The organism is Pseudoxanthomonas sp. GW2, assembly GCF_000283075.1.
GTDB lineage: Bacteria > Pseudomonadota > Gammaproteobacteria > Xanthomonadales > Xanthomonadaceae > Pseudoxanthomonas.
Map to the genome: position 1 here is coordinate 1 of NZ_ALIP01000101.1, position 26,075 is coordinate 26,075.

Annotated in this window: 30 protein-coding genes, 2 tRNA genes and 1 pseudogene; 14 read left to right on the forward strand and 19 right to left on the reverse strand. The window is 69.5% G+C overall.

Going from position 1 to position 26,075, the window contains the following annotated elements; translation table 11 throughout:
* The 7 genes from B351_RS16440 to rsmD form a co-directional block, all read right to left on the reverse strand.
* Positions 1 to 1,538, reverse strand: a 1,538-nt coding sequence (locus B351_RS16440) for a glycoside hydrolase family 9 protein (RefSeq protein WP_050992158.1), incomplete at its 3' end; no start/stop codon positions are given.
* 94 nt (positions 1,539 to 1,632) lie between these two features.
* Complete coding sequence (locus B351_RS0107765) at positions 1,633 to 2,538, reverse strand: MBL fold metallo-hydrolase (RefSeq protein ID WP_026010496.1); 906 nt, start codon at positions 2,536 to 2,538, stop codon at positions 1,633 to 1,635.
* 53 nt (positions 2,539 to 2,591) lie between these two features.
* Entirely contained in the window at positions 2,592 to 4,352 is a 1,761-nt protein-coding gene (gene ggt, locus B351_RS0107770) for a gamma-glutamyltransferase (RefSeq protein ID WP_019398483.1), read from the reverse strand.
* Positions 4,349 to 4,630: a YfhL family 4Fe-4S dicluster ferredoxin gene (locus B351_RS0107775; protein ID WP_019398484.1), complete on the reverse strand. Its 282-nt coding sequence runs from the start codon at positions 4,628 to 4,630 to the stop codon at positions 4,349 to 4,351. Before B351_RS0107775 ends, ggt begins: the two co-directional genes overlap by 4 nt.
* Before the next feature lie 111 nt (positions 4,631 to 4,741).
* The gene (locus B351_RS0107780; protein ID WP_019398485.1) at positions 4,742 to 5,248 is read right to left on the reverse strand and encodes a hypothetical protein; all 507 of its coding nucleotides are present in this window, start codon (positions 5,246 to 5,248) and stop codon (positions 4,742 to 4,744) included.
* A gap of 28 nt (positions 5,249 to 5,276) precedes the next feature.
* Complete coding sequence (gene coaD, locus B351_RS0107785) at positions 5,277 to 5,795, reverse strand: pantetheine-phosphate adenylyltransferase (RefSeq protein WP_037034931.1); 519 nt, start codon at positions 5,793 to 5,795, stop codon at positions 5,277 to 5,279.
* Positions 5,792 to 6,430: a 16S rRNA (guanine(966)-N(2))-methyltransferase RsmD gene (gene rsmD / locus B351_RS0107790; RefSeq protein WP_019398487.1), complete on the reverse strand. Its 639-nt coding sequence runs from the start codon at positions 6,428 to 6,430 to the stop codon at positions 5,792 to 5,794. The genes coaD and rsmD overlap by 4 nt, the downstream gene beginning before the upstream one ends.
* An 83-nt stretch (positions 6,431 to 6,513) precedes the next feature.
* On the opposite strand from rsmD, the gene ftsY reads away from it, so the two are divergent.
* From ftsY to B351_RS17600, 4 genes are all read left to right on the forward strand, one after another.
* Positions 6,514 to 7,752, forward strand: coding sequence for a signal recognition particle-docking protein FtsY (ftsY, locus tag B351_RS0107795; protein ID WP_026010497.1), 1,239 nt, complete (start codon positions 6,514 to 6,516; stop codon positions 7,750 to 7,752).
* Positions 7,753 to 7,836: 84 nt separating this feature from the next.
* On the forward strand, positions 7,837 to 8,898 hold the full coding sequence (mutY, locus tag B351_RS0107800) for an A/G-specific adenine glycosylase (protein ID WP_019398489.1): 1,062 nt from the start codon (positions 7,837 to 7,839) through the stop codon (positions 8,896 to 8,898).
* A 14-nt stretch (positions 8,899 to 8,912) separates the two neighbouring features.
* Positions 8,913 to 9,188, forward strand: coding sequence for an oxidative damage protection protein (locus B351_RS0107805; protein WP_019398490.1), 276 nt, complete (start codon positions 8,913 to 8,915; stop codon positions 9,186 to 9,188).
* A gap of 793 nt (positions 9,189 to 9,981) precedes the next feature.
* Positions 9,982 to 11,334, forward strand: coding sequence for an integrase (locus B351_RS17600; RefSeq protein WP_156810442.1), 1,353 nt, complete (start codon positions 9,982 to 9,984; stop codon positions 11,332 to 11,334).
* A gap of 210 nt (positions 11,335 to 11,544) precedes the next feature.
* Here the strand turns inward: B351_RS17600 and B351_RS0107815 are convergent, their stop codons facing one another.
* Entirely contained in the window at positions 11,545 to 11,739 is a 195-nt protein-coding gene (locus B351_RS0107815; protein ID WP_019398492.1) for a hypothetical protein, read from the reverse strand.
* A gap of 380 nt (positions 11,740 to 12,119) precedes the next feature.
* Between B351_RS0107815 and B351_RS17605 the strand changes: the two genes are divergently transcribed.
* From B351_RS17605 to B351_RS0107825, 3 genes are all read left to right on the forward strand, one after another.
* Positions 12,120 to 12,365: a hypothetical protein gene (locus B351_RS17605; protein WP_156810443.1), complete on the forward strand. Its 246-nt coding sequence runs from the start codon at positions 12,120 to 12,122 to the stop codon at positions 12,363 to 12,365.
* 1 nt (position 12,366) lies between these two features.
* Complete coding sequence (locus B351_RS16450; protein WP_019398493.1) at positions 12,367 to 13,197, forward strand: ParB N-terminal domain-containing protein; 831 nt, start codon at positions 12,367 to 12,369, stop codon at positions 13,195 to 13,197.
* Positions 13,198 to 13,536: 339 nt separating this feature from the next.
* The gene (locus B351_RS0107825) at positions 13,537 to 13,767 is read left to right on the forward strand and encodes an AlpA family transcriptional regulator (RefSeq protein WP_019398494.1); all 231 of its coding nucleotides are present in this window, start codon (positions 13,537 to 13,539) and stop codon (positions 13,765 to 13,767) included.
* 96 nt (positions 13,768 to 13,863) lie between these two features.
* Here B351_RS0107825 and B351_RS0107830 read toward each other — a convergent pair.
* Positions 13,864 to 13,939 (reverse strand) — tRNA-Phe (locus tag B351_RS0107830).
* A gap of 155 nt (positions 13,940 to 14,094) precedes the next feature.
* Between B351_RS0107830 and B351_RS0107835 the strand changes: the two genes are divergently transcribed.
* The 6 genes from B351_RS0107835 to dxs all read left to right on the forward strand — a co-directional run bounded on the left by B351_RS0107835 (position 14,095) and on the right by dxs (position 18,964).
* Positions 14,095 to 14,547 carry a DUF6491 family protein gene (locus tag B351_RS0107835; protein ID WP_026010498.1) on the forward strand — a complete coding sequence of 151 codons (453 nt, stop codon included), beginning with the start codon at positions 14,095 to 14,097 and terminating at the stop codon, positions 14,545 to 14,547.
* 140 nt (positions 14,548 to 14,687) lie between these two features.
* Complete coding sequence (locus tag B351_RS17290) at positions 14,688 to 14,897, forward strand: hypothetical protein (protein WP_019398496.1); 210 nt, start codon at positions 14,688 to 14,690, stop codon at positions 14,895 to 14,897.
* A 256-nt stretch (positions 14,898 to 15,153) separates the two neighbouring features.
* Positions 15,154 to 15,741, forward strand: coding sequence for a lipocalin family protein (locus B351_RS16455; RefSeq protein ID WP_019398497.1), 588 nt, complete (start codon positions 15,154 to 15,156; stop codon positions 15,739 to 15,741).
* A 28-nt stretch (positions 15,742 to 15,769) separates the two neighbouring features.
* Positions 15,770 to 16,255 (forward strand): LEA type 2 family protein, encoded by a 486-nt coding sequence (locus B351_RS0107850; protein ID WP_037034935.1) that lies wholly within the window; start codon positions 15,770 to 15,772, stop codon positions 16,253 to 16,255.
* 174 nt (positions 16,256 to 16,429) lie between these two features.
* A complete protein-coding gene (locus B351_RS0107855; RefSeq protein ID WP_125076942.1) occupies positions 16,430 to 16,951 on the forward strand; it encodes an HNH endonuclease in 522 nt (173 codons plus the stop codon).
* A gap of 99 nt (positions 16,952 to 17,050) precedes the next feature.
* The gene (gene dxs / locus B351_RS0107860) at positions 17,051 to 18,964 is read left to right on the forward strand and encodes a 1-deoxy-D-xylulose-5-phosphate synthase (protein WP_019398500.1); all 1,914 of its coding nucleotides are present in this window, start codon (positions 17,051 to 17,053) and stop codon (positions 18,962 to 18,964) included.
* Positions 18,965 to 19,044: 80 nt separating this feature from the next.
* Here dxs and B351_RS0107865 read toward each other — a convergent pair whose 3' ends face one another.
* On the reverse strand, positions 19,045 to 20,139 hold the full coding sequence (locus B351_RS0107865; protein ID WP_039731181.1) for a TraB/GumN family protein: 1,095 nt from the start codon (positions 20,137 to 20,139) through the stop codon (positions 19,045 to 19,047).
* A 178-nt stretch (positions 20,140 to 20,317) separates the two neighbouring features.
* On the opposite strand from B351_RS0107865, the gene B351_RS17610 reads away from it, so the two are divergent.
* The gene (locus B351_RS17610; RefSeq protein WP_156810444.1) at positions 20,318 to 20,698 is read left to right on the forward strand and encodes a hypothetical protein; all 381 of its coding nucleotides are present in this window, start codon (positions 20,318 to 20,320) and stop codon (positions 20,696 to 20,698) included.
* 406 nt (positions 20,699 to 21,104) lie between these two features.
* On the opposite strand, the gene B351_RS17295 is transcribed toward B351_RS17610, so the two are convergent.
* The 9 genes and pseudogenes from B351_RS17295 to B351_RS0107900 all read right to left on the reverse strand — a co-directional run.
* Positions 21,105 to 21,311, reverse strand: a complete 207-nt coding sequence (locus B351_RS17295; RefSeq protein ID WP_083852417.1) for a hypothetical protein — start codon at positions 21,309 to 21,311, stop codon at positions 21,105 to 21,107.
* Between the two features lie 31 nt (positions 21,312 to 21,342).
* The gene (locus B351_RS17790) at positions 21,343 to 21,522 is read right to left on the reverse strand and encodes a hypothetical protein (protein ID WP_198006208.1); all 180 of its coding nucleotides are present in this window, start codon (positions 21,520 to 21,522) and stop codon (positions 21,343 to 21,345) included.
* Positions 21,523 to 21,544: 22 nt separating this feature from the next.
* Entirely contained in the window at positions 21,545 to 22,318 is a 774-nt protein-coding gene (locus tag B351_RS0107870) for a DUF5343 domain-containing protein (RefSeq protein WP_019398502.1), read from the reverse strand.
* A 276-nt stretch (positions 22,319 to 22,594) separates the two neighbouring features.
* Positions 22,595 to 23,158, reverse strand: a complete 564-nt coding sequence (locus B351_RS17615) for a hypothetical protein (RefSeq protein WP_156810445.1) — start codon at positions 23,156 to 23,158, stop codon at positions 22,595 to 22,597.
* Positions 23,159 to 23,721: 563 nt separating this feature from the next.
* Positions 23,722 to 24,321 carry a DUF6538 domain-containing protein gene (locus tag B351_RS17620; protein ID WP_156810446.1) on the reverse strand — a complete coding sequence of 200 codons (600 nt, stop codon included), beginning with the start codon at positions 24,319 to 24,321 and terminating at the stop codon, positions 23,722 to 23,724.
* A gap of 144 nt (positions 24,322 to 24,465) precedes the next feature.
* Positions 24,466 to 24,542 (reverse strand) — tRNA-Pro (locus tag B351_RS0107885).
* A gap of 66 nt (positions 24,543 to 24,608) precedes the next feature.
* The gene (locus B351_RS0107890; protein ID WP_013534801.1) at positions 24,609 to 24,965 is read right to left on the reverse strand and encodes a MerR family transcriptional regulator; all 357 of its coding nucleotides are present in this window, start codon (positions 24,963 to 24,965) and stop codon (positions 24,609 to 24,611) included.
* Complete coding sequence (locus B351_RS0107895; protein ID WP_019398504.1) at positions 24,958 to 25,263, reverse strand: integration host factor subunit alpha; 306 nt, start codon at positions 25,261 to 25,263, stop codon at positions 24,958 to 24,960. Before B351_RS0107895 ends, B351_RS0107890 begins: the two co-directional genes overlap by 8 nt.
* A gap of 16 nt (positions 25,264 to 25,279) precedes the next feature.
* Positions 25,280 to 26,075: pseudogene (locus tag B351_RS0107900) on the reverse strand (phenylalanine--tRNA ligase subunit beta); the annotation flags it as partial.

The window sequence follows — 26,075 nt, forward strand, 5'->3', positions numbered from 1 at the left end:
CCGTCGGCCGCCGACAGGCGGTCATGCACGTGCATCGGCGTGCGCAGGCCGAAACCGGTGACGAAGGACACGCCCAGCGGGTTGCGCCCCAGCACCCAGTCCAGGTGGGACTGGGCGGCGTCCAGCAATTCGCGCCCGCCGCCCAGGCGGTAGCCCTGCAGCATCAGCAGCGCCTGGTTGAGCACCACCGCGTTGCTGCCCCAGACGAAATCCTCGCCGCGCATGGCCAGCTTCCACGGCGACTGCGCCTCCCGCTCCTGCAGCCCGCGCGCGACCTGCAGCAGGCCCTCGCGCACCTGTCCGCGGGCAGCGTCGTCCGGCAGCCGCGGCAGGTGCTGGGCCAGCGAGATCCAGCCCAGCGCGCGCACGTCGGCCCAGCCGGGCACGCCCGGCACGCCGGCGCGTTGGTGGAATGCCTCCCAGTAGCCGGGCTCGCCGGTCAGCAGGTACAGCTCGGCCGCGGCCCAGGCGAACTCGTCCTCCAGGTAGGCATCGCCATAGGCGCCGGTACCGACGTCCGCCGGCTGCCGGTACTCGACCTGCGGATTGGCCAGGGCCCAGGCCCAGGCCTGCTGCGCGGCATCGGCCATGCGCCGCGCCAGGCCCGGGAACTGCGCTTCGTACGGCGCGTAGATGCGGCTGGCCATGGCCATCACCGCGGCGAAGTCCAGGGTCGCGGCGGTGCTCTTGGCCATCACGTAGCGCGGCGCGGTGTCCTGGTGCGGCATCACCATGGCGGAGAACTGCAGCGTGGTCAGCTTGTGGTACACGCCGCCGTCGGCCGGGTCCTGCATGGCCAGCATCCACTGCAGGTTCCACAGCGCTTCGTCGAGGATGTCCGGCACCGCATCGCCGCTTTCCGGGATGCCGGCGTCGCGGCCGCGGAAGAATTCCGGGTAGTGCTCCCACGCCGCCAGCAGGGTCCACAGGGTGATGCCGGAATTGACCACGTACTTGCCGTAGTCGCCGGCGTCGTACCAGCCGCGCGGGGCCGCGATGCGGCTGCCGGCCTTGCGCCCGGGCGAGGCCGCGGAGGCATGCACCAGCACCTTGTCGTCCGGATGCCCGGCCTTGCGCGCCCAGCGCCCGGCATGCCCGCGCGCCAGCGGCGTGCTGGCGCGGTGGAAATAGAACCCCTTCAGCGCGCCCATGGCCACGCCGGCATAGGCCCCGGCGTCGACCACGATCGGATCGGACGGCGCCATGCCATCGACCAGCAGGCGGTAGCGGCCCGGCGTGGCGAGCGCGCTGAGGTCGGCCAGGGCCACGTCGCGCGCGGCCGGTTCCCAGTGCCCGGCCGGCTGCAGCTGCCCCTGCAGCAGCGGTTCGTCCCGGCCTTCGGCCACCACCCGGAACCGCGCCGGCGCGGAGGTTTCCACCACCACCAGCTTGCGGGCCGCCGGCGGATAGCCGAGCTGGTTGGCGCGCACCGGCGCCTGCGCCGCGCCCGGACCGGCCGCGTCGCAGCCGATCCCCAACGCCAGCAGTGTCGTGGCCAGCAAGGCCTGCATCCACTGCCGCGAAGCCGTTACCTCCATCGTTCCCCCTTTGCCTTGCGGCGTTTCTCCCGGGCGGAAAGGTAGCGGCGATGCGCGCGCGGCGGTAGACCGCCGGCGGATGCGGCGCGGCGGCTCAGGCTGCCAGGCTGTGCGCGCCCAGCGGCCGCGCGACCAGTTCGGCGACCTCGTGGATGGTGCGGTAGCGGCCCTTCTCGTCGCGCGCCACCTGGGCCAGGGCACAGCCCGGGTCGTGGGTAAAGAACAGGTGCACGTTGCGCGCCAGCTTGTCCTCGAGGAAGGCGCGCTTCTCGTCGATCAGCAGCTCGGCGTTGCGGTCGTAGCCCATGGTGATGGGCAGGTGCACCCAGGAACGGCCGGGGATCAGGTCGGCGCAGAACACCACGCCGCCGTGCGGCTGGCCGTCGACCAGTTCCGGGCCGAGGATCTCGGCCAGCATCAGGCCCGGGGTGTGGCCGTCGCTGAAGCTGAAGCGCACCGCCTGGCCCAGCGCCTGCGAGTACGGCCCGTCGACGATCTCCAGGCGGCCGCTGGCCTCCAGCAGCGCCGGCAGTTCGGGGATGAAGCTGGCGCGGTCGCGTGGGTGCGGGTTGCGCGCGCGCTCCCAGTGCGCGGCGCCGACCAGGTAGGTGGCGTTGGGGAACAGCAGTTCCGGCGCCCTGCCCTCGGTCCACGGCGCCAGCAGGCCGCCGGCGTGGTCGAAGTGCAGGTGGCTGAGCACCACCGCGTCCACGTCCTCGTGCTCGAAACCGGCCGCGCGCAGCGATTCCACCAGCACGTGGCGGTCTTCCTGCACGCCGTAACGCTCGCGCAGCTTCGGCTCGAAGAACGCGCCGATGCCGGTCTCGAACAGCACCGTCTTGCCGTTCAGCGGGCTGGCCAGCAGCGCGCGGCAGGCCAGGTCGATGCGATTGTGCTCGTCGGGGCGGGCCCACTTCTCCCACATCGCCTTCGGCGCGTTGCCGAACATGGAGCCGCCGTCGAGTTTTTGCGAATTGCCGCGGATGGACCAGAGTTTCATGAACGAATGCTAGCGCTGCATCCGTTAAGAATCCGGAACTCGGCCGCGCCCGCTCAGGGCACGGCTTCGGCCGCGCGCACCAGGCGCACCTCGGCCTTGCCCACCGGGTTGCGCGGGTCGGTTCCGCCCTGCAGCGCGTTGCCGCGGCGATCCCACATCACCGTCTGCAGGTTGCCCCAGAAGTGGCTGGAGGCGCCGCTGGAGACCTCGCCGTCCGGCAGGTCCAGGGTGTGGCCCATGGCGCGCAGGCGCGCGGCCACCTCCGGGCTGAATGCGCCGGTCTCGGCCTCGACCACGTCCGGCTGCCACTGGTGGTGGTAGCGCGGCAGCGCCGCCACCGCCTGCGCGTCCAGGCCGTCGGCGTAGCCGAGCACGCCCAGCAGGACCATGGTGATGATGCGGCTGCCGCCCGGGGTGCCCAGCACCGCCACGCGGTCCGGCGAAACCATGAAAGTCGGGGTCATCGAGCTGAGCGGGCGCTTGCCCGGCTCCGGCGCGTTGGCCTCGTAGCCCATCACGCCGAAGGCGTTGGGCTGGCCCGGCAGCAGGGCGAAGTCGTCCATCTCGTTGTTCAGCAGCACGCCGGTGCCCGGCGGCACCAGGCCCGAGCCGAACAGCAGGTTCACCGTCTGCGTGACCGCGGCGCGGTTGCCCTCGGCGTCGATGATCGAGAAGTGGGTGGTCTCCTCGTCCTCCAGCGGCGTGGGCAGGCCGGAGAACACGTCGCTGGGGGTGGCCTTCTGCGGATTGATGGTGGAGCGCAGGCCGGCGGCGTAGTCGCGGCTGGCCAGCACTTCCACCGGCACGTGCACGAAGCCAGGATCGCCCAGGTAGAAGGTGCGGTCGCGGAAGGCGCGGCGCATCGACTCGATGGTCAGGTGGGCGCGCTGCGCCGGGTCCAGGCTGGACAGGTTCCAGCCGGCCAGCACCTGCAGCATCTGCGCCAGGGCCACGCCGCCGGAGGACGGCGGCGGCGCGGTCACGATCTCCCAGCCGCGGTACCAGAAGCGCAGCGGCTCGCGCTCGTGCACCTGGTAGCTGGCCAGCTCCTCGGCGGTCCACTGCCCGCCCTCGGCGCGCACGCCGGCCAGCAGCTTCTTCGCCACCGGGCCGCGGTAGAAACCGTCGAAGCCGCGCTCGGCCAGCGCCTCCAGGGTGCGCGCCAGGTCGGGCTGGCGCAGCAGCTGGCCCTCCACCGGCGGCTTGCCGCCGGCCAGGAACACGGCGCGGGTGCCAGGATAGCGCTCCATCACCTGGCGCCGCGCGGCGTATCCACGCTCCAGCCGCGCGTACACCGGGAAGCCCTCGCGCGCCAGGCGGATCGCCGGCGCCAGGCTGGTCTTCAGCGGCAGCCGGCCGTACTTCTCCGCCACGTGCACCAGGCCCGCCGGCAGGCCGGGGATGGCGGCCGACCACGGACCGTTCTGGGAACGGTCGCGGTCGAGCTTGCCGTTGGCGTCGCGGTAGCGCTCGGGGGTGGCCGCCGCCGGCGCGGTCTCGCGCGCGTCGACGAACACGTCGCGGCCGCTGGCCGCGTCGTGCAGCAGGAAGAAGCCGCCGCCGCCGAGGCCGGAACTGATCGGCTCGACCACCGACAGCGCGGCCGAGACCGCGACCGCCGCGTCGAACGCGTTGCCACCCTGCTCCAGCACCTCGAAGCCGGCGGCGGTGGCCAGCTCGTGCGCGCTGGCGATGGCCGCGCCCGGCGGGCGCGCCGCCTGCGGCGCGTCGCCGCCATCGGCGGCCAGGAGCGCGGCCGGGGCCGCGGACAGGAACAGGAACGCCAGTGCCAGCAGGCGCGCGCTCAGCCTCATGGTGCAGCCTCCGGGGCATACAGTTCCGGATGCTCGCGCTGCAGGCGCCGCAGCTTCTCCAGCAGCGCCTCCTGGCTTTCCGGATGGTCGGGGTCTGGGTCGATGCACTCGACCGGGCATACCGCCACGCACTGCGGCTCGTCGAAATGGCCGACGCACTCGGTGCAGCGCGCCGGGTCGATCACGTAGATCGTCTCGCCCATCGAGATGGCCTGGTTGGGGCAGGCCGGCTCGCAGACATCGCAGTTGACGCAGAATTCGTTGATCTTCAGTGACATCGCACAGCGGTCCGGGTCATGGCCGGGGTACCTGGCGGCACCGGCCCCGCGTGGGCGGGGAGACCTTCCCGCCGGCGCCCGGCCGCGTGGCCGCGGCCGGGCTCGGGGAAATTACTTGGCCTCGACGAAGACGTAGTCGGCACCGGTCGGCGCGACCACGGCGTGCACGCGCGGGTTGTCCGAGGCGTCGCCGATGAACACGATGCGCACGCCCTTCAGCGAGTCCGGCTGCACGTCGGCGAACGCGGTCTCGATCAGGCCGGCCATGCGCGAGGACGCCGGCGAGCCGAAGGCCAGCAGGTTGCCCTTCTGCACGCCGCGCTTCATCGCGGTGGTGGCGGCCTCGACCTGGCGCTCGTACTTGGCCTCGAACTCCGGATCCGACTCCGGCGGCAGGTAGTACAGGAACGGGTTGTTGGTGATGGTGCCCATGTTCTCCTGCACCACCTGCGGCAGGTAGGCCTTCCAGCCGGCGTCGTCGTCGCGGGCCGGGGCGGCCAGCTTCTTCGCCTCGGTGGCCTCGTTGGCCACCGCCTCTTCCTTGTTGCCGCAGCCGGCCAGCAGCAGCGGGGACGCCACCAGGCTGGCGAGCAGGAGCGCGCGCATCGTCTTGTTCATCAGGAAATCCTCCCTTGGGTTCGTAAAGTCACTGGGAACCATCGCCCCGCCGTGCCGCCTTCAGCGCCGCGGCCACAGCCGGGGTCACGAAGCCCGAGACGTCTCCGCCCAGACGGGCGATCTCGCGCACCAGCGACGAGGAAATGAAGCTGTATTGCTCGGCCGGGGTCAGGAACAGGGTCTCGACCTCCGGGATCAGGTGGCGGTTCATGCTCGCCATCTGGAATTCGTACTCGAAGTCCGACACCGCGCGCAGGCCGCGCAGGAGCACGCCGGCGCCGACCTCGCGCACGAAGTGCGCCAGCAGGGTGTCGAAGCCGCGCACCTCCACGTTGGGGTGCCGCGCCAGCGCCTCGCGCGCCAGCCCCACGCGCAGCTCCAGCGGCAGGGTCGGGCCCTTGGCCTGGCTTTCGGCCACGCCGACGATGACTTTCTCGAACAGCGGCGCGGCTCGGTCGACCAGGTCGATGTGGCCGTTGGTGATCGGATCGAAGGTGCCGGGATAGACGGCAATGCGGCGATGGGCCACGGTTCGGGTCGTCTTCAGGGGGCCGGATTGGCGCCGCCGAGTGTATCAGCGCCCCCGGTGCCACGGCCACGATACAGGGCCGCGCGCGCCTGCGAGGTGCGCAGCTCGCGGTGCAGGTGCCAGCCCGGCGGTGGCGGCGGCTCGCTGCCGGCAGGGCTTTCCACGTACAGCCAGGCGTCGGCGGCCATCGATCGCGGCAGCGCCTGCAACACCGCGTCCCACAGGCCGGCCGCGAACGGCGGGTCCACGAACACGATGTCCGCCGCGCCGGCGGCGGCCGCATCGGCCGAATCCAGCCAGCGCAGCGCATCGGCCTCCACCACCCGGGCCTGCGCCCCGAGCCGCGCCACGTTGGCGCGCAGCGCAGCGGCCGCGTCGCGGTCGCGCTCCACCAGCACCGCCTGCGCCGCACCGCGCGACAGTGCCTCCAGCCCCAGCGCGCCGCTGCCGGCGAACAGGTCCAGCACGCGCGCGCCGGGCAGCACCGGCATCAGCCAGTTGAACAGGGTCTCGCGCACCCGGTCGGAGGTCGGGCGCAGGCCGGCGACGTCGGCGACCGGCAGGCGGGTGCCACGCCAGCGGCCGCCGATGATGCGCACCGCGCCCGGGGTCGCGCCGCGCGTACCGGCGCGGGGCGGCTGGCGGCGGCTCATGGGACGCGCCGGCGGCGGCCGGCTTCAGAAGCTGTGGCGGGGTGCGGTGCTAGCATGTGCACATTCTCCGACATCCCTGCGAAATGGTCAGTTTCTTCCGCCGAAAGAAGCCCGAAAGCGCCCCTGCCACGCCATCCGGAAGCCGCTTCAGCGCCGAAGAGCTCGCCGCCGCGTTCCCCCAGGCCCCGAACGCCGCCACTCCGGCAGCCCCCGCCGAGGTCCCGGCACCCGTGCCCGCCGCGCCGGAGGCGACCGGCAGCGATGCCGTCGACCCGGCGGCTGGCGCCACCCCGGTGGACCCTGCAGTGGTGGAACAGGCGCCGGCCGGCGAGGCCGTCGTGGTGCCCGCCGAAGCCGGCACGCCGGTGGACGGCGGCGGCGCCGTGCAGCCGGCGGCCGCGCCCGGGCGCATGGGTTGGCGCGAGCGCCTGCGCAACAGCGCCTTTGCGCGCAGCATCGGCGGCCTGTTCTCGCGCAACCCGAAGCTCGACGACGACCTGCTGGACGAGATCGAGACCGCCCTGCTCACCGCCGACGTCGGCGTCACCGCCACCACCGCACTGCTGGAGGGGCTGCGCAAGCGCATGAAGGCGCGTGAGTTCGCCGACTCGGCCGCGCTGCTGGCGGCGCTGCGCGCCGAGCTGGTGGCGATGCTGAAGCCGGTGTCGGTGCCGCTGCAGATCGCCCCGGCCACCCGCCCGTTCGTGCTGCTGACCGTGGGCGTCAATGGCGTGGGCAAGCCCACCACCATCGGCAAGCTCGCCCGCCGCTTCAAGGACGAAGGCCGCAGCCTGATGCTGGCCGCCGGCGACACCTTCCGCGCCGCGGCCGTGGCCCAGCTGCAGGCCTGGGGCGAGCGCAACGGCGTGACCGTGATCGCGCAAGGGCAGAACGCCGATGCCGCCTCGGTGGCCTACGACGCACTGCAGGCGGCGAAGGCGCGCGGCACCCAGGTGCTGATCGCCGATACCGCCGGCCGCCTGCACACCCAGGTCGGACTGATGAACGAGCTGGGCAAGATCAAGCGCGTGCTGCAGAAGCTGGACCCGGCCGCGCCGCACGAGGTGCTGATGGTGATCGACGGCACCACCGGCCAGAACGCGCTCAACCAGCTGCGCCAGTTCAATGCCGCCGTCGGCGTGACCGGCCTGGTGGTGACCAAGCTCGACGGCACCGCCAAGGGCGGCGTGGTGTTCGCCCTGGCGCGCGAGTTCGGCATCCCGATCCGCTTCGCCGGCATCGGCGAGCGCCCGGAGGACCTGCGCGTGTTCGATCCGGACGCCTTCGTCGACGCGCTGCTGCCCGAGGCGCTGGGCGCCTGAGCCCGCGCATGCACGCTGCGACCACGAGCGCGGGACGGGCGCCTGCCTGCCCCGCCGTGCGCGCCATCGCGCAGGAGCCGCGCCGTGGCCGCTGAGACGCCCGACCGCTTCGTCGCACCGCTGCTGGCCTGGTTCGACCGCCACGGCCGCCACGACCTGCCCTGGCAGCACCCGCGCACGCCCTACCGGGTGTGGCTGTCGGAAATCATGCTGCAGCAGACCCAGGTGGCCACGGTCATCCCGTACTTCCTGCGCTTCGTCGACAGCTTCCCCACCCTGCCCGACCTGGCCGCCGCCTCCACCGACCAGGTGATGGCGCACTGGGCCGGCCTGGGCTACTACGCCCGCGCCCGCAACCTGCACGCAGCCGCGCAGCGTTGCGTCGAACTGCATGGCGGCGACCTGCCGCGCGACTTCGAGGCCCTGCTGGCCCTGCCCGGGATCGGCCGCAGCACCGCCGGCGCGATCCTGGCCCAGGCCTGGGGCGATCCGTTCCCGATCCTGGACGGCAACGTCAAGCGCGTGCTGGCGCGCTGGCACGGCATCCACGGCTGGCCCGGCACGCCGGCGGTGGAGAAACGGATGTGGGCGCTGGCCGCCGACCACGTGCGCCACGTCCCGGCCGGACGCATGGCCGACTACACCCAGGCGCAGATGGATTTCGGCGCCACCCAGTGCACCCGCGCCGCGCCGGCCTGCCTGGCCTGTCCGCTGGCCGGCGGCTGCACCGCCCTGCGCGAAGGCCTGGTCGACGCCCTGCCCACCCCGCGCCCGGGCAAGACCCTGCCCGAACGCGAGGCAATCGCCCTGCTGCTGGAGGATGCCGAGGGCCGCCTGCTGCTGCAGCGGCGCCCGTCCACCGGGATCTGGGCCTCGCTGTGGACCCTGCCGCAGGCGGAAACCGAGGCCGAGCTGCGCGAATGGTTCGGGCGCGAGCTGGACGGCGACTTTGACGCCGCCGAGGCCCTGCCGGCCATCGTCCACACCTTCAGCCACTACCGCCTGCACCTGCAGCCGATGCGCCTGCGCAAGGTCGCCCCGCGCGCCCGCGTGGGCGACAATGAGGCCCAGCGCTGGGTGGCGTGGGCGGAACTGGCCGGACTCGGCCTGCCCGCGCCCATCCGCAAGCTGCTCGACTCACTCTGAAGCGACCAACGCCCATGTCCCGCACGATCTTCTGCCAGTACGAACAACGCGAGGCCGAGGGCCTGGATTTCATCCCCTGGCCTGGCGAGCTGGGCAAGCGCATCCACGCCCACATCGGCAAGAACGCCTGGAACGCCTGGCTGGCGCACCAGACCATGCTGATCAACGAGAACCGGCTGTCGCCGCGCGACCCGCAGCACCGCGCCTTCCTCGAGCAGCAGATGGAGAAGTTCCTGTTCGGTGGCGATGCCGAGAAGCCGGCCGGCTACGTGCCGCCTTCGGCAGGCTGAGCGCCCGCTCCGCGTCGCGCGGGGCCATGCGGCGACACAAACAAAAACCGCGCCCTGGCGGCGCGGATCCTGTTAATGCCCCGGCCCGGCGTCCTGCCGGTGGCCTGGTCCTTGCAGAGCGGTCATCCTGTCCTTCGCATGCCGTAACTGCCGGGGCACGCGAAGGATGCCAAATCCGGCAAAGCCTGTAAGTCGGGAAACCTTGCGTCGTGGGGTAGGAAAAAACCTACACGCGCGGCAACGCGCTCGGCATTCCAGGGTACCGGGCGGTACGGACGGGCGCCATCTGCAGCCCGCGGACCCGATGCTCGCGCGCAGCCCATGAAGAATGCGTCGGCAACCGCGGGCACATGCGTGGCCGTCGGTGGACAGTCCGCTTACCGGGATAGCGACGCGCGGAGCGATTCCTTTAACCGCGGCGCGAGGCGTGCGTGGCGGCCGGGCCATCGGCGCGGCCTGGCGGAAGCCGGAAACAGAAAACGGACCCGAAGGTCCGTTTGCGGCGAAGCCCATGCAGGCTTCCGAAGGATGGTGGCCGGGGAGGGAATCGAACCCCCGACACGGGGATTTTCAATCACGAGTTTCCGGCTTCCAAGACGATCCGACGGATTCTGCAAAGAAGCCGTAACTGCCTGAAATACACCGGAAACAGCGTCTAGCGGCGTCCAGCCCGGTCTACCCAAAGCCACGCGCGAACGGCCACCGAACGGCCACCGAACGGCCACCGGCCATTGACGGCGCACCCCACCCGCACCCATCATGGCCGCGAACGGCCACCAATGGGGATTAGCAGATGGCAGCGCTTACCGACCGCACGTTGCGTTCACTGAAACCGGGCGATCCGGAGCGGTCCGACCGCTGGCCTAGAGGCGGCGGCACCTTGACGGCATGGCGTAGGGAAGGCGAGGCTGTCCTGTTCTACTTCCGATATACGAAGCCGGGCGGTAAGCGCGACCGCATACCGCTAGGTGAATGGGAGGGCACAGGCGGTCCGCTGTCCCTGGCAGCAGCACGCGACCGTGGCCGGGAACTGTCGGCGCGCTACCGGGCAGGCGACCGCGACCTGCGCGCCATCCTCGAAGCCGAGGAACGGGAGGCGCGCCGCGAACGGGAAGCAGCCGCGAAGGCTTCACAGGCCGAACAGGAACGCCAGCAGTCCACCCTTGGCGCGCTGCTGACCGCCTATGCCGAATGGCTGGAAGTCAAGGGCAAGTCCAGCGCATCCGCTGTCCGGGCATCCATCCAGCGCCACGTCGCCGAACCGTGGCCTCGCTTGTGGGCGACCCCAGCGGATGACCTGACCGCCGATGACCTGCTGTCCGTTCTCACCCGGCTGACCGATGAAGGGAAGCTGCGGGAAGCGGCCAAGGTGCGGTCCTATCTGCAATCGGCCTACGCCGCAGGCGTGAAGGCGCGGACCACCGCCAGCGCCACCCCGGCCCTGCGCGCCCTGCGCATCAGGACCAATCCGGCGCGCGACCTCGGCACCATCGAGGGCGCGAACAAGGTACGCGACCGCGCGCTGTCGGTGTCGGAGCTTCGCGCCTACTGGCGGCGCATTGAGGCCCTGCCCGATCACGAAGCGGCCTGCCTGCGGTTCCACCTGCTGACGGGCGGGCAGCGTCTGGAACAACTGGCACGCGCCACCGTCGCCGACTATGACAGCGACCGCTGCACCCTGACGCTATGGGATTCCAAGGGCAGGCGCAGCGCACCACGCAAACACGTAGTCCCGCTGATTCCCGCCGCCATCGAAGCCATGCACGCGATGGCACCCCAGCGGGCCGGGGACTTCATCTTCACCGCCACCGCCGGGGAATCGGGCATGGTGTCGTCAACCGCCTACGTGCGATGCCGTGCCGTCATGCAAGCCATGCGCGAGGCCGGGGAACTGCCGGGCGGGGGGTTCTCCATCACCGACATCCGGCGCACCGTGGAAACGCGACTGGCGGATCTTGGCATCCATTCGGACGTGCGGGCGCAACTGCAATCGCACGGCCTCGGTGGCGTCCAGTCCCGCCACTATGACCGCCACGACTACCTGGACGAAAAGCGAGCCGCCCTAGAGGCCCTATACCGGCTTGTGACGGGCGATAGCGCCCAAGTGGTACCCCTGCACCCGAAGCAGGGAGCGGCCGCCGCGTAGCGCCACCACGGCGCGCCACGGCACCACCAAGAACACCAAGGGCCGCGCAATGCGGCCCTATTCGTATCCGATGCCTGCCCCCCTGGTGGACGGGCGCAGGCGTCGGCAGCAGCGCGCCACAGCGCGCGCGGAGGACGTAGGCGGGGACCGGCAGCGCCGCCGCAGGGACAGGTGCACCTGCGAGACTGGCAGCGCCGGCCCCGCCGAACCTCACGCCAAGCGCAGCAGTGGTGCGCCTTCGGCACGCTCCACGTACAGCACCACGCGACCGAGGCCGACCAGCGTGCAGTAGTCACCCAGGCGGTCGATCCAGAAGCCATGCTGATTCGGCCCCTGCGCGGGCAGCAGGGACAGCACGCGGGAAGTGAAGGGAAGGCGGAAGGAAAGGCGGTACAGGAAGGACATAGGCGTGACTCCGTGCTGTTGATTTCTTGCTTGCGCGTGCGGCCCTATCTGTCTTTTTGGCCGCAGCGGGCCGAAGCCTACCCAAAGGATTCGTGACGTGGGCGGATGAATTGCCAAGGCGGGAGCATGCGACATAACCCACTGATTTCCAAAGGGAAATAATTTAGCAGTCATCGTCAGGGGAAAGAACGCCACGGACACCCCCGCACGCCCTAAGATGGCCTCGGGTTTTAGTGGCCACTATTGGCGAGAAGCAGCGACCCTATCGCCCCTCGGTCCACCGCTGGGCCACCTCACCCGGCCCTAATCCACCACCCATCCCCGCGAGCGCTGGGCCTTCGGGCCTCGGCGGCTTTGCCGTGCGCGTTCGCCGGAGCTACATGGAGAAGCCAGTGCAGAAGCAACACGAACCATCCCCCTTCTATCCCGCGCCGACACCGCCGCCAGCTACGGTCATCTATCGGCAGGTCGCCATCGGCCTTGCTGCCTTCGACCGATTGAAGAACTGGCAGCGACTCATCGAATGGAAGGAGGGCCGCCGCCTGACCAATGGCGAGGTGCTGGACCGCCTGATTCTCGCCTTGCCCGCACCCCAAGTGCCCGCCACGAGACGCCGGAGGGCATGACGTGGAGTTGGAGAAGCTGGAAGCCCTGCTGTCCGAATGGCGTGCCATCGAGCCGCAGCAGGTCGCCATTGGTCGCATCCGGTTGGCCGACGCGTACCAGCCAAGGAATGCCCGGCTTGCCCCCTTCCGCGACCGGGCGCGCCTTGAGAGTGCATCGGAGCAACACGTTACCGACCTGGTGTTGAAGCTGGGCGACGGGCGAGACTTGGAGCCGCTGCTGGTCGCTCGGATCGCCGGTAGCCTCTACCTGATCGACGGACACCACCGCATGAAGGCATACCGCCGAGCAGGTCGCCAAAGCGTTCCTGCGCGCGTCCGGGATGCTGCCGAGGTGGAGGCCCTGGTGGTATCCAAGGCGGTCAACTGCGACGGCGTGAAGCTGCCCATGCACCCCGAGCAACCACGGGAGGCGGCATGGCAATACCTCGCCATGCTGACAGACCGAGGGCGACGCGCGCTGCCCGAAGGGGTCTCCCTGCGGAGCATCGGGCGGACCTTTGGTGTATCGAAGGACACCACGACACGGATGTTCCGAAAGCTCCCTGCCGTGACACCCGGCGACTACTCGGCCGCCGCCTGTGACCCCGGCACCGGCTGGCCGCAGTGGCGGCACGTCAAGGGGAACGCGTGGCGGGATGCCTTCGCCGATGTCCCGGAGACCATCCGAGAGAGGCAGAGGGACGAGCGCAGAGCCGCCAAGCTGGCAAAGATGATCGAGCAGGATGGCCTTGACGCCTTCCTGCGGTCCCTGCGGTTGCTGGAAGGGGAGGAAATCGCCACCACTGCCGACCGACTGGCCGAGGTGATGACGGCCGGGGATGGCGACTACTGACGGCAGTGCATCCCCTCGGGATGCCTCCTGCTGTCTCAAATTGATTTGCCAGTGCGACACGGCGGCGGGGGCCTGTCGCTTTGCGACACCCTGAAAAGGTTGCACCGCAAATTTCCGAAAGGGTATTTAAGGATTAGGCGGAGCGCGCGTCACCCCCGTACCCCCGGCCGCACCACAGCGGCACGACAAGGCAGGCCACCCGGTAGGCCATCGATTCCCGGCAGCCTTCACCATCAGACCTGACCCCGGCGCGCGAGCAGTCGCACGCCAACCTCACTGCAACCACGGCCCGCTGGCAGTCCACCTGCTGGCGGGCCTTTCCATTTCCGGAGACAACCCATGCGCACCAGCACCAGCACCACCACCCCGCGCCTGATCCGCTTGAAGGAAGTCCAGCGCCTGACCGGACTGGCACGCTCGACCATCTACGCCAAGATGGCGGAAGGCACCTTCCCGAAGCAGCGGAAGGTCACGCCCACCATCGCCGTCTGGGCGGAAGCCGAAGTCCCCGCGTGGATCGTCGACGTACTACAGCAGCCGGACCACGAAGGCGAACCGGTGGCGGCCTGAACCACCGAGCCCAGCGCAAACGGCCACCGAACGGCCACCAAATCCGACGCCCCGAAAATGAAAAGGGCCTGCATTGCTGCAAGCCCTTGATTTTCTTGGTGGCCGGGGAGGGAATCGAACCCCCGACACGGGGATTTTCAATCCCCTGCTCTACCAACTGAGCTACCCGGCCATCTGCGCTGCGGCTTGGCCGCTGCGAGGGGCGGCATCATAACGGGCCTTTCGCGATCCGACAAGCATCCCGTTCGATGAACGTGCATCGGCCCCGCCCTTGCCGCATCCGCGGCCTGCGCCATGATGGGGTTACGTCCACTTGCGGAGCTTGCAATGAAACGGAAACGGACATGCCTTGCGGCCCTTCTGGCCACGGCCCTGCTTTCCGCCTGCGCCGGCACCCCGCGCATGAGCGACGCCGAACGCCTGCAACTGCACCGTTCGCACGCGGGCGAGCCGGTGCCCGGCTTCCACCTGCCCGGCCAGCTCAACGGCTGGACCGCGCTGGGCGACGAGGCGCTGGTGGTCTGGACCCGGCCGCGCGAGGCCTGGCTGCTGGAGCTGACCGGCCCGTGCAACGACCTGCGCCATGCCACCGCCTTGTCCCTCACCAGCACCGGCTCGCGCGTGCAGGCGCGCTTCGACAGCGTCCTGCCGCTGGGCCCGATGGTCGGCCAGGTGGGCCGGGTCCCGTGCCGGATCGAAACCATCCGCCCACTGGACACCGCCGCGCTCCGGCAGGCCGGGGACGCCCTGCGCGAAGCCCGGATCGAGGCGCGGGACTAGCGCCACCAGGATGGCGGCGCGTGGCCGCTTTTCCTATACGCCGCCTCGCCGATCCCTGATTGCCAGGCCCACGGCGAGGCGGCAAAGTGCGCCGGTGCAGGGGACGGCAAGACCGCGGGGAGCGGAGGGGGCCCTGTCGCATGGACTGCAGACGACTGACCGTTCAGAAGGACCATAGGGGGTGCGTCCTGTTCGACGGCGACCACCCCATTACTTCCTTTCCATCCATCGGCAAGGCGCTGGAACTGGCGCGCACCCTCGCCGTGGCCCACCACCTGCGCGCCGGGCCTCCGCTGGTAGTGGAGGTCCGCCACTACGGCCGGCACCCGCGGCGGGTCCGCCTCGACTGAGGCCAGCGCATCCGCCCGGGAGGGCAGCGCGGCGCACTGCGCCACGGCCTGCGCGCACCTGCCCGCGCAGGGCTTCGCCGACGCCGGCCCGGGCCGGCGTGCCCCCGGCAACCACCACGGCATGGGGACGTGCGCCCACGCGCCCGGCAGCGGCGCCGAATGCGCCGCGCGAGGCACCTCCGCGCGCGGCAGCGCAACAACGGCCTCTTGCGGCGTCGGTGCTAGCATCCGGCCCAGCCGCGCCCCAGGAGACCGCATGCGCTTCCTCGTCCTGACCACGCTGCTGCTGTGCGCCGGCCTGGTGCCCGCCCTGGCCCAGGAACGTCCACGGGTGGTGCCGGTCGAGACCCTGGACCTGACCCGCTACGCCGGCCACTGGCACGAGATCGGGCGCTTGCCGGTCTCGCACCAGCGCCGCTGTGCCAGCGACGCCACCGCGCACTACACCCTGCGCAGCGATGGCCGCATCGGCGTGCGCAACGCCTGCCGCACCCGGGAAGGCGAATACCTGGCGGCCGATGGCGTGGCGCGCCAGGTCGAGGGCCACCCGGCACGGCTGCAGGTGCGCTTCGCCCCGGACTGGCTGGGCTGGCTGCCGCTGGTCTGGGCCGACTACTGGGTGCTGGCGCTGGATCCGGACTACCAGTGGGCGATGGTCGGTGAGCCCGGGCGCAGGTACCTGTGGATCCTGGCGCGGGAGCCGTCGATGGACGCGATGCTGTTCGCGCGGCTGAAGGCGGCGGCCGAACGGATGGGCTACGACCTCTCCGAGCTGGTGGTGGCCGCGCCGCTGCATGGCGGCCAGGCCCCGGGGGACAGCGAAGACGATGCGCAAACCCCGTAATATCAGCCGCCCACACGATGGAGGCGGCATGAATTTCCCGCGACGGTTCCTTCCGGTCCTTGCCCTGGCCTTGGCCATGGCCCTGCTCGCCGGCTGCGGCGGCAAGGTCAAGCGCGTGTCCGCGCCGGCCGCCTCGATCCAGCAGCTGACGGTGGAGAGCGACGGCAGCTGGACCGTGGACCTGCGCCTGCACAACTACAGCAGCATGTCCATGCGCTTCGAGCGGGTTTCGCTGGCGGTCAGCGTGGACGAGCACGAGGCCGGCACCCTCGAGGCCACGCCCGCCATCTCCATCGGCCCCTCCGCCGCGGACACGGTGCGCGCCACCCTGCGCCCGCAACCGATGGCGCGCCTGGCGGTGGCCGATGCGCTGGCCGGGCGCCGCGCCCTGTCCTACCGCCTGCAGGGCAATGTCAGCGCCACGCCCGAGGAGGCCAGCAAGCCGCGCAGCTTCGAGCTGGATGCGCGCAGTTCGCTCAATCCCGCGCCCGGCCTGCAGGGCGTGCTGCGCTGAGGGCTTGACCCCGACCGTCATCTTTCGGGTATAAGCTGGAACCCGATGGAGACGGATACGGCGATGCTTGATCCGATCTTCGCCGGGACCCCGGTACCGGCGGACGCGTCCCCTTCGCTCCGCGGCCTGGCCAACGCGCCGCGCGTGCTCTCGCTGGACGCCCACGGCCGGGCCATGGACTGGATCCACTGGCAGGACGCGACCTGCCTCTACGCACGCGGCGCGGTCGCCTGGACCCTGGGCCAGCCGTGCATGCGCGTGCACGGCGGCGTCAACCGCGACACCGGCAGCCGCAGCGTGATCGAGCTGCACCCGATCATCGCCACCCGCGGCCATGCCCGGGCGCGGGCGCTGGATCCCACCCCGGCGCTGTCCAACGCCGCCCTGTTCGCGCGCGATTCCTACCTGTGCCTGTACTGCGGCCAGCAGTTCCCGCGGCCGCAGCTGACCCGCGACCACGTCATCCCCCTTTCGCGCGGCGGGCTGGACATCTGGGAGAACGTGGTCAGCGCCTGCTTCCAGTGCAACTCGCGCAAGGGCAACCGCACTCCGCACCAGGCCAACATGCCGCTGCTGGCCGTGCCCTACCGCCCGAGCTGGATCGAGCACCTGATCCTGTCCAACCGCAACATCCTGGCCGACCAGATGGCCTTCCTGCGCGCGCAGCTGCCGCGCCGTTCGCGGCGTCCGGTCTAGTCCCGCCCGGCCCACCACCGGGGGCCGCGGCGCAAGCCTTGCTTGCCCCGTCACGTCCCCGGGGAGGAAAATGGGCCACCGTACGGTTTTCCGGCCCCGATGATCGACTCCCAACGCTACCCGCGCCTCGCGCGCATCGACTCGCCCGCGGACCTGCGCCGCTTCGACGAGGCCGAGCTGCCGGCAGTCGCCCAGGAACTGCGCGCCTACCTGATCGAGTCGGTCGGCCGCAGCGGCGGCCACTTCGGCGCCGGCCTGGGCGTGGTCGAGCTGACCGTGGCCCTGCACTACCTGTACCAGACGCCGGTGGACCAGCTGGTGTGGGACGTGGGCCACCAGACCTACCCGCACAAGATCCTCACCGGCCGCCGCGACCGCATCCACACGGTCAAGCAGAAGGACGGCATCGCGCCGTTCCCCAAGCGCGAGGAAAGCGAGTACGACACCTTCGGCGTCGGCCATTCCTCCACCTCGATCTCCGCCGCCCTGGGCATGGCCATCGCCCTGCAACAGGCCGGCGACGACCGCAAGGTGGTGGCGGTGATCGGCGACGGCGCGATGACCGCCGGCATGGCCTACGAGGCCCTCAACCACGCCGGCGGCATGGACGAGGAGCCGAACCTGCTGGTGATCCTCAACGACAACCGCATGTCGATCTCCGAGGCGGTTGGCGGCTTGACCAAGATGCTGGGCCGGATGACCGGCAGCGCCACCTTCAACCGGATCCGCGAGGGCGGCAAGAAGCTGCTGGGCGACAAGAACAAGCCGCCGGCGCGCTTCGTCAAGCGCTGGGAAGAGCACTGGAAGGGCATGTTCGTGCCCTCCACCCTGTTCGAGGAAATGGGCTTCCACTACACCGGCCCGATCGACGGCCACGACCTGCCCACCCTGCTCGGCGCGCTGCGCACGCTCAAGACCCTCAAGGGCCCGCAGCTGCTGCACGTGATCACCACCAAGGGCAAGGGCTACGAGCTGGCCGAGGGCGACCAGATCGGCTACCACGCGGTCGGCCCGTTCGACCCGGCCAAGGGCCTGGTCGCCAAGCCCGGCGCGAAGAAGCCCACCTACACCGACGTCTTCAGCGACTGGCTGTGCGACATGGCCGCCGCCGAGCCGCGGCTGATGGGCATCACCCCGGCCATGCGCGAGGGCTCAGGCCTGGTGCGCTTCTCGAAGGAATACCCGCAGCGCTACTTCGACGTGGCCATCGCCGAGCAGCACGCGGTGACCCTGGCCGCCGGCATGGCCACCCAGGGCGCCAAGCCGGTGGTGGCGATCTACTCCACCTTCCTGCAGCGCGCCTACGACCAGCTGGTGCACGACGTGGCCACCCAGAACTTGGACGTGCTGTTCGCGATCGACCGGGGCGGCGTGGTCGGGCCCGACGGCGCCACCCACGCCGGCAACCTGGACCTCAGCTACCTGCGCTGCGTGCCGAACATGGTGGTCATGGCCCCGGCCGACGAGAACGAGTGCCGGCAGATGCTCACCACCGGCCTGCGCCACCCCGGCCCGGCCGCGGTGCGCTACCCGCGCGGCACCGGCCCCGGGGTGGCGGTGGAGCCGGCCCTGGAGACCCTGCCGATCGGCCGCGGCCAGCTGCGCCGCAAGGGCAAGAAGGTGGCCTTGCTGGCGTTCGGCGCCACCGTGCCGGCCGCCGAGGAGGTGGCCGCGGAGCTGGACCTGACCGTGGCCAACATGCGCTTCATCAAGCCGCTGGACCGCGACCTGGTGCTGGAACTGGCGCGCAGCCACGACGGCCTGGTGACGATCGAGGACAACGTGGTCGCCGGCGGCGCCGGCTCGGCCGTGGCCGAGCTGCTCAACGCCGAAGGCATCGCCATGGCGGTGCTGCAGCTGGGCCTGCCGGACGCGTTCCAGCACCACGCCAGCCGCGAGGACCTGCTGGCCGAGGCCGGCATCGACGCCGCCGGCATCCGCGCCTCGGTGCTGCGCCGTTGGCCGCAGCTGGCCGCGGGCGCGGGCATCCTGCCGCTGGCAGCGGGCGGCTGATCCCGGAAGGGGCCCCGCCCCCTGGCCTTCCCGATGCCGGTCGGGTGCCGACGACGGCCGCGAAAGCGGCCGTTGCCGTATCAGCGGGTGGCCGCAGCCTCCGGCGCCTCTTCCGACGGCGATTCCCCGTCACCCTCCACCAGCTCGTCCGGCGCCTGGATGCGGTAGCCCTTCGCGGCAAGCGCTGCCAGATAGCCCTCGCGGTCGTACAGCAGGGTGTCGATGCTCATCGTGGCGAACGAGACCCTGTGCCCGGCCAGCGCCTTCTCCACCGCGGCCAGCCAGCGCTCGCGGATCCGGGCCTCGATGTCGGTGAAACCACGCTTGCGCGCGGCCTCGGCCTGCACCCAGGCATCCATGCAGTCGGCCAGCTGCCGGCGGTTGCGCGGCATCGCCCGCAGCGCGGCCACGTCACCCACCGCCCAGGCGTTGGCACGCGCCGCGATCCGCGGCAGGTCCTGCTCGATCACGTCGAGCGTGGCGGCAAAGCACTGCAGGTCCTGCGGCTTGAGCGCCTCGCCGCGGAAGTCGGCCAGGGCCTGGCGCGGGTCCTCGATCTTCAGCTCGAGCACGGTCGAGGTGGACTCCAGGCCGCGCGCCTTCAACTCCTTGGCCAGCACCGGGCCCACCACACCACCCTGGCGCAGCCGGCTGTGGTCCAGCGCGGCCTTGTAGAGCTCATATACGGCAATCAGCGGGCGCTTCTTCTCCACCCCGCGGTCGCGCCCCATGTACTGCTGCTTCAATGGCAACCAGCGCGCGTACAGCTCCGGCGGCAGCACCTTGTCGAGCGTGGCGCCGCCGGGATTGCGCATCGCCTTCATCGCCGATGGCACCAGGGTGAGGCCGCGGAAGAAACCGACATCGGCGTCGACCGACAGGCCCGGCGAGCCCAGCACCGCGCCGGCTTCGTCCAGTACCTCGCGCACCTCGCGCGCGTCCCAGTCGATGTCGCGCGGCAGCGGCGACTGCGTACCGAGGATGTAGAGCACATGGTCGTCCTTGCTGACCCGCCACAGCCCCGGACCGGGCTGGACACCGGCGACCAGCACCGGGGCCATGTCCACCACCTCCCCGTCGCCATCCAGCGGCACGGGTGGTTCGGCCTGCGCCATCGCCGCGCCGGGCACCGCCCCCAGCAGGAATGACATCCACCAGCCCAGCATGCGTCGCATCCGAATCCCTCCATGGTTGAACTTCGAAAACCCGCCCGGCCGCGGCCATGCGCCATGCCGGGATACCGTCCACGCCGCCCAGCAGCACTTGAGTCACGCACCGGCACCCACGCTCATGCGCGGTCGGCCCTCGCGGCGGCCGCCGCGGTCGGCGCCCAACCACCGACATGGAGGATCGATGCAGCAGTCCGTCGCGCAGCTGCCCGCACAGAACCGCCTGCCCAGGCGCTGCCTGGCCGCCACGACCGTGGTCGCCGTCGCCGTGGCGCTCACTGGCGCATCAGACCGCAAGGGCAAGGCCGGGTTCACCGGGATCACCGTGGAACGGATCAACATGGCCAACGCCGATGGGTCGCGTACCCTGGTGCCGGCCAACGGCGAGTGCCTGCCGGCCCCGGTAGCCACCGGAGGAAGCCTCCAGCAGGCTGCCACCCGGGCCGGAGCGCGACGCGCTGGCTGCAAATGCAAAGTGGCCGCCAAGCCGGCGGCCAGCAGAGCCAACGGCTGCCCGTCGGCCGCCCGGTCCCGACGGAGCGCCCTCGCCCGAGTTCCTGGATGAGGACGGCAAGGTGCCGCAGGGCTTCTCACCGCAGGGACCGCCCCCGCTCCTGATCGCGCCTGGCCCCCGGCGCCTGCCGTGGCGCGGCGGGGGCCACGACGAAAAGCGGCTGCCGTTGCCGGCAGCCGCTTTTCGGGTACCTGAATTTGGTCGGGGCAGCCGGATTCGAACTGGCTACATCACCTTTAAAATCAATCGCTTATGACACCATCCGCACAAGCACATCCGTAGCACTCTTTCAGCCTTTGCGGGTCAAGGACTTAGCCCCCGCCCATTCGCGCATCCGTAGCAACCTAAAGTTCGACTTCAACGTAGCACATCGGGATCGGCGTGTCGGGCCTCAGCAGCTCACAAGCCAACAGATGGGCGGGCAGGAATCCCTGCCCGCCCGCTCCAACTAATGAACCTACTTGCGCCGGGGCCCATAAGGCGACTGGTTCGTCGGCTTGAGCGAGATCTTTTCCTCGCTTGCCTTCGCACTCACGGCTGCCGCGCTACGGCCCATCTTCAGCCCGATGACCCGCGTTGGCGTATTACCCGCAGCGAGCTTCTCGAGCTGTTGCACATCGCTCTTCGTCCAGGTCTTGCCTGAGTTACTTGGCACCTTGGCCATTTCAATTTCCTTTGCCGACATGCGGCTGACGTCACATTTCGCCACCAAGTGCTTGATTGTTCAGTTGGTGACGGCTATAAGTGACGCCCTGCAGACCTGCAAAGGCCTGCAGGGCATCAACCAGGATGTCCACCACGGCCCTTTGCCAGCCAGGTTTCTGAGGCGTGACTGGCACAGGGCCTTCTTCCTGCCGCCGGCGGGCAGACTTCACCGGCGGCGGTCGGATCTCCTTTTCATGCCCCCTCCTTTCCGGACGCGCAACCTTTGTCCGGGTCGGTGACTGAGACTGCGATTCGCAGCGACTGATCGTCGTCCTTCGCACGCGCGTAGATCATCTCGAAGGTCCGCGCTGCGATCTCAAGCCAGTTGGTTCGCTTTGCCAACGGAAACTCGACAGTGGGCCCCGGGGGTGGAAGCTCGCGCAAGAGCCCCTCGATAAAAGGGTGATGTTGGGTCTGAGCCGGCGTGGCCGGCGGAGGCGGGTCGCTTGGCGGGATAGCGGCCTCCCCCTTCACCTTCTTACGCGCGCCCTTCGTGGCGCCATTCCGCGGTTTCGGGACCTTTACGAATTTCGACACCTTGATGCCGGCCACCTCGGCCGCGCTGAGGAAGAAGGCAACCGCTTTCGTAATCGTGCTACCGGTGATCTGTTGGTCGCGAAATGCCTGCTCGACCTGACTCGTCGTTGCGGTCTCGAGAGGTACGGACCCATCGAACATGAAGGGGTAGGACTGGTGAACGATCTTCTTCCAGATCGCGGCCTTTTCCTTCTCGCTGGCCTCAACCAGCTCGTGAAATAGCTGGGTCGGCTTTCCGAGTTCATCCACCAGAGCGAGATACTTCAGCCCAGCTAGAAGGGGGCTCACTACTCCGCCGGAGAGGTGCCGGAAAAGGCTCGCATCCACCTGGTTGGGGAGCCCGTGCTCAGCCAGCTTGTCGATCTGGTTCGCAAGCGTCGTAAAAGAGCCGTAGGGGGGCTTCAGGGCCTTATCGGGTTCGGTAGGCATGGCAACCTCCTGTCGTTGGAGCGATGGAGCCACAACTCGAATCGCGATGCAACCCCCCGATTTGCACAAGACCCGTCCGAGATGCTCGTGTCAACACGCGTCATTACGCAAATAGTTGATGCCAAAGGCATTTCACACCCCGATACCTCACGTATCGACTTGTCGCATAGCGCCGCCCCACCTCCTGCATGTATGCATAAGGCGCACCGAAGTGCGCAGAGCGGTCTTACTGAAGCGCCCCTCCCAACTTCCGGGCCGCCACGGGTTTGCCCGCAATCACTCAGGTCGGCTGGTTACGCCCATATGGGCGCTTGCGGCGGGATTCAAGCGCTGAACACATCCATTTCGGAGGGCGGCGCGGCAGCCAGACCAGAGAGCGTCTGCGGCATCGCCCTTGACGCCGATTCTCGAAAGCAAGCGCCAGAACCACTTGCCAGCGTGATCAGACCTGCGCCCGTCCCTACTGGTCGGGATGTCTGACCAGAGATCCTCGTGACCTTGCTCGGCTACTCGGTCCCGATACGCAACGAGCCCGAGATCCAGCAGCCGGGGATGCACGGGCACCCAGCGCTTAGACGAGGACGTCTTCAGAGATTGCCCCTTACCGCCGTCAGTGATCGTAAGGCCCCAGATGCCGTCCCTTTGAGCGATATCCGACACCTTGAGCTGGGTAACTTCGTTGAGCCGGGCGCCGGTGAACGCCTGGACCAAGGGCAGCCAGTAGCGCCAATCTCTGATCCGATGGTTCCCTGGCTTGCCTTGGTTGCGCTCCGACTCGCAGCCTACGAATGCCAGCGCATTGAGGATCTTTCGGACAGCCTCATCGCTGAAGGGCTCCATGCGGTCGGAGTCCTTCCGGGGCGGCAGCGTCGTTTGAAAACTTCCTGCCTCAATACCGTCAGCATTGCCTCAAGCCACTTTCCGAATGCTGACATGATGCTCAGCTTGTTCCTCACCGAGGCATGCTTCAGGGTCGGGTGGCCCGCACGCCTGTTAGCTTCAATCGCCTTGGGCAAGGGAATCCCGGAAACAACTTCTCGGAGCGTGCCGGGGCCTGACTGAGCATCCGCTTGAACCTGGACATGTCAGCCCGCCCATAGTCCTGAATGCACTTCTCGCCAACACATTCAATGAACTGCCGAAGTGTGGCACGGGCATCTTTCAGGCCGTTGGCCCGGAGGTTGGAGCGAGCTTCTGCCAGATAGGTCTCGAAGTAGTCCCTCAAACCCTCGCCCTTCTTCGGCCTTGCCTGCATTGGCCCTGATTGCACTTGGGCAGCGCGCGTAGGCAGCGAATCCCGGTGCACAGGGCTGTCGAACACATCCTCGAAGTTGCCCGCATCGCGCAGGTCTGCAATGTCCAGCGCGCGTATCCATGCCCGTAGCAAGAGGCGGGCGAAACGTTTATGGACCGCCGAGTCCGGCTCGATTCGCCAGGCATGTTCTCGGGCGAAACCCCGCACGGCCCAGTCGATGGCGGCGAACTCGTTCCGAGCCCAACGATTGGCGAAGCTCTTCCTTCAGAACTTGACGCTTCTCGGCCGAGAGCTCGCCCATTGCGGCTGGGTCGCGCAAGTCCAGGGAACGAGCGATGAGGTCAAGTTTGGACTTCGGAGGGTGCTCTTGCAGTCGCCGCAAGAAGGCTTGCCGTGCCGCTTCTGCCTGCCTGGCGGACGGGCGGTGGGCACGCTCAAGCTCATCCTGCCGGAGCTCTGCTTCGACGAATGCCCGTGCTGCACTCTCCAGCTCGGCCTCACTGGGTTCGATTAGCCGCTGTGCACCCTGCGCCTTCAGTTCGGCGGTTTCGGTCGCGAACTGACGCTCGATATCGATCAGAACATGCGGAAGACGGCGCTTTGCTTCAGCCCGATCCTTGGTGCACAAGCTCTTCCAGATGTCCTTCCGCCCGATGACACCCAAATGCCGCCGGAGCTCCTGAAGCTCCTTAGGGGCTTGGACGCGAGCGTAAAAGACGCCATTGCGCTGGACCAAATTCTCTGCCATTGACCGCGATCTCTCTCTCCGTCCTTGGGTCGCCGTAGCAGCAACCCGTAACACTCAGACGTAGCAGTTAGAGATCGAGGGCCCCGGCAACTGCTTGGAAGGCCTAGGCCTTCCAAGCAGTTCAAGCACTTACATGCCGAAATATGGTCGGGGTAGCCGGATTCGAACCGACGACCACTTGTCCCCCAGACAAGTGCGCTACCAGGCTGCGCTATACCCCGGGAAAGCTTCCCGCCATGGCGGGCTGGCGATTATACCGGTTGCCCGGCGCAACCGCGAGTCCGCGTTCAGCGGCGCAGCAGCTGCAGCACTTCCTCCAGCTCCATGCGCACCTGGCGCACGATCTGGCTGCTCAGCGCCGACTCCTGCTTGGCGCCCTCGCCTTCCAGGCGCAGGCGCGCGCCGCCGATGGTGTAGCCGTGTTCGTACAGCAGGCTGCGGATCTGGCGGACCATCAGCACGTCGTGGCGCTGGTAGTAGCGGCGGTTGCCGCGGCGCTTGACCGGGCTGAGGCTGGGGAACTCGGTCTCCCAGTAGCGCAGCACGTGCGGCTTGACGTCGCACAGCTCGCTGACCTCGCCGATGGTGAAGTAACGCTTGGCGGGGATCGGCGGAAGCTCGCGGTTGCTGCCCGGATCAAGCATTCGGCGCCACTCCCGCGAAGGCTTCCACGCGCTCCTTGAGCTTCTGGCCGGGGCGGAAGGTGACCACGGTGCGCGCGGAGATCGGGATCTCCTCGCCGGTCTTGGGGTTGCGGCCCGGGCGCTGGTTCTTGCGGCGCAGGTCGAAGTTGCCGAAGCCGGACAGCTTCACCTGCCGCCCGCCCTGCAGCGCCTCGCGCAGCACGTCGAAGAACGCGTCGACGAATTCCTTCGCCTCGCGCTTGTTCAGGCCGACTTCGTCGAACAGACGCTCGGCCATCTCCGCCTTGGTCAGTGCCATGTCCCTTGTTCCCGTATCAGCCGCGGATCCTCGCGCCGTGGTTGTTGCCCAGTGCGGCGACCACGCGCGCGACCACGGCATCAGCGTCCTGGTCCGTGAGAGTGCGCGTGTTGTCCTGCAAAATCAAGCCCATAGCCAGACTCTTGAAGCCGGATTCCACGCCCGGGCCCTGATAGCGGTCGAACAGCTGCAGGTCGCGCAGGACCTCGCCGGCGGCCTCGCGGACGCTGGCGGCCAGCTCCGCCCAGGCCACCTGTTCGGCGACCACGAAGGCCAGGTCGCGGCGCACGGCCGGATAGCGGGACAGGGCCTGGGCGCGCGGCAGCGGGCGCTGTTGCAGGGGCTCCAGGTCCAGCTCGAAGCCGTAGGCGTCCACGTCCAGCTCCAGCGCCTTCGCCAGGCGCGGATGCAGCTGGCCGATCCAGCCCAGCAGGACCTCGCCGCCCTCCAGGTCGGTGCGGTACACATCGGCGCTGCGGCCCGGGTGGCCGAACGGCGCGCCCGAGGGCCGGAACGCCAGCTTCGCGCCGGCCAGGGCGGCCAGCGATTCCAGGTCGCCCTTCAGGTCGTGGAAATCGACCGGGCGCGCCTGCAGGCCCCACTGTTCGGCCACCGCTTCGCCGCAGGCCACGGCGGCGATGCGCCGCGTCTCGCGCGGCGCCGGCAGGGGCGCGCCGGGCTGGCGGTCGCCCGGATCGGCCTCGGCGAACACGCGGCCCAGCTCGAACAGGCGCACGCGGCCGGCCTGGCGCGCGGCGTTGCGCGCCAGCGCGTCGACCAGGCCCGGCAGCAGGCGCGGGCGCATCACCGCC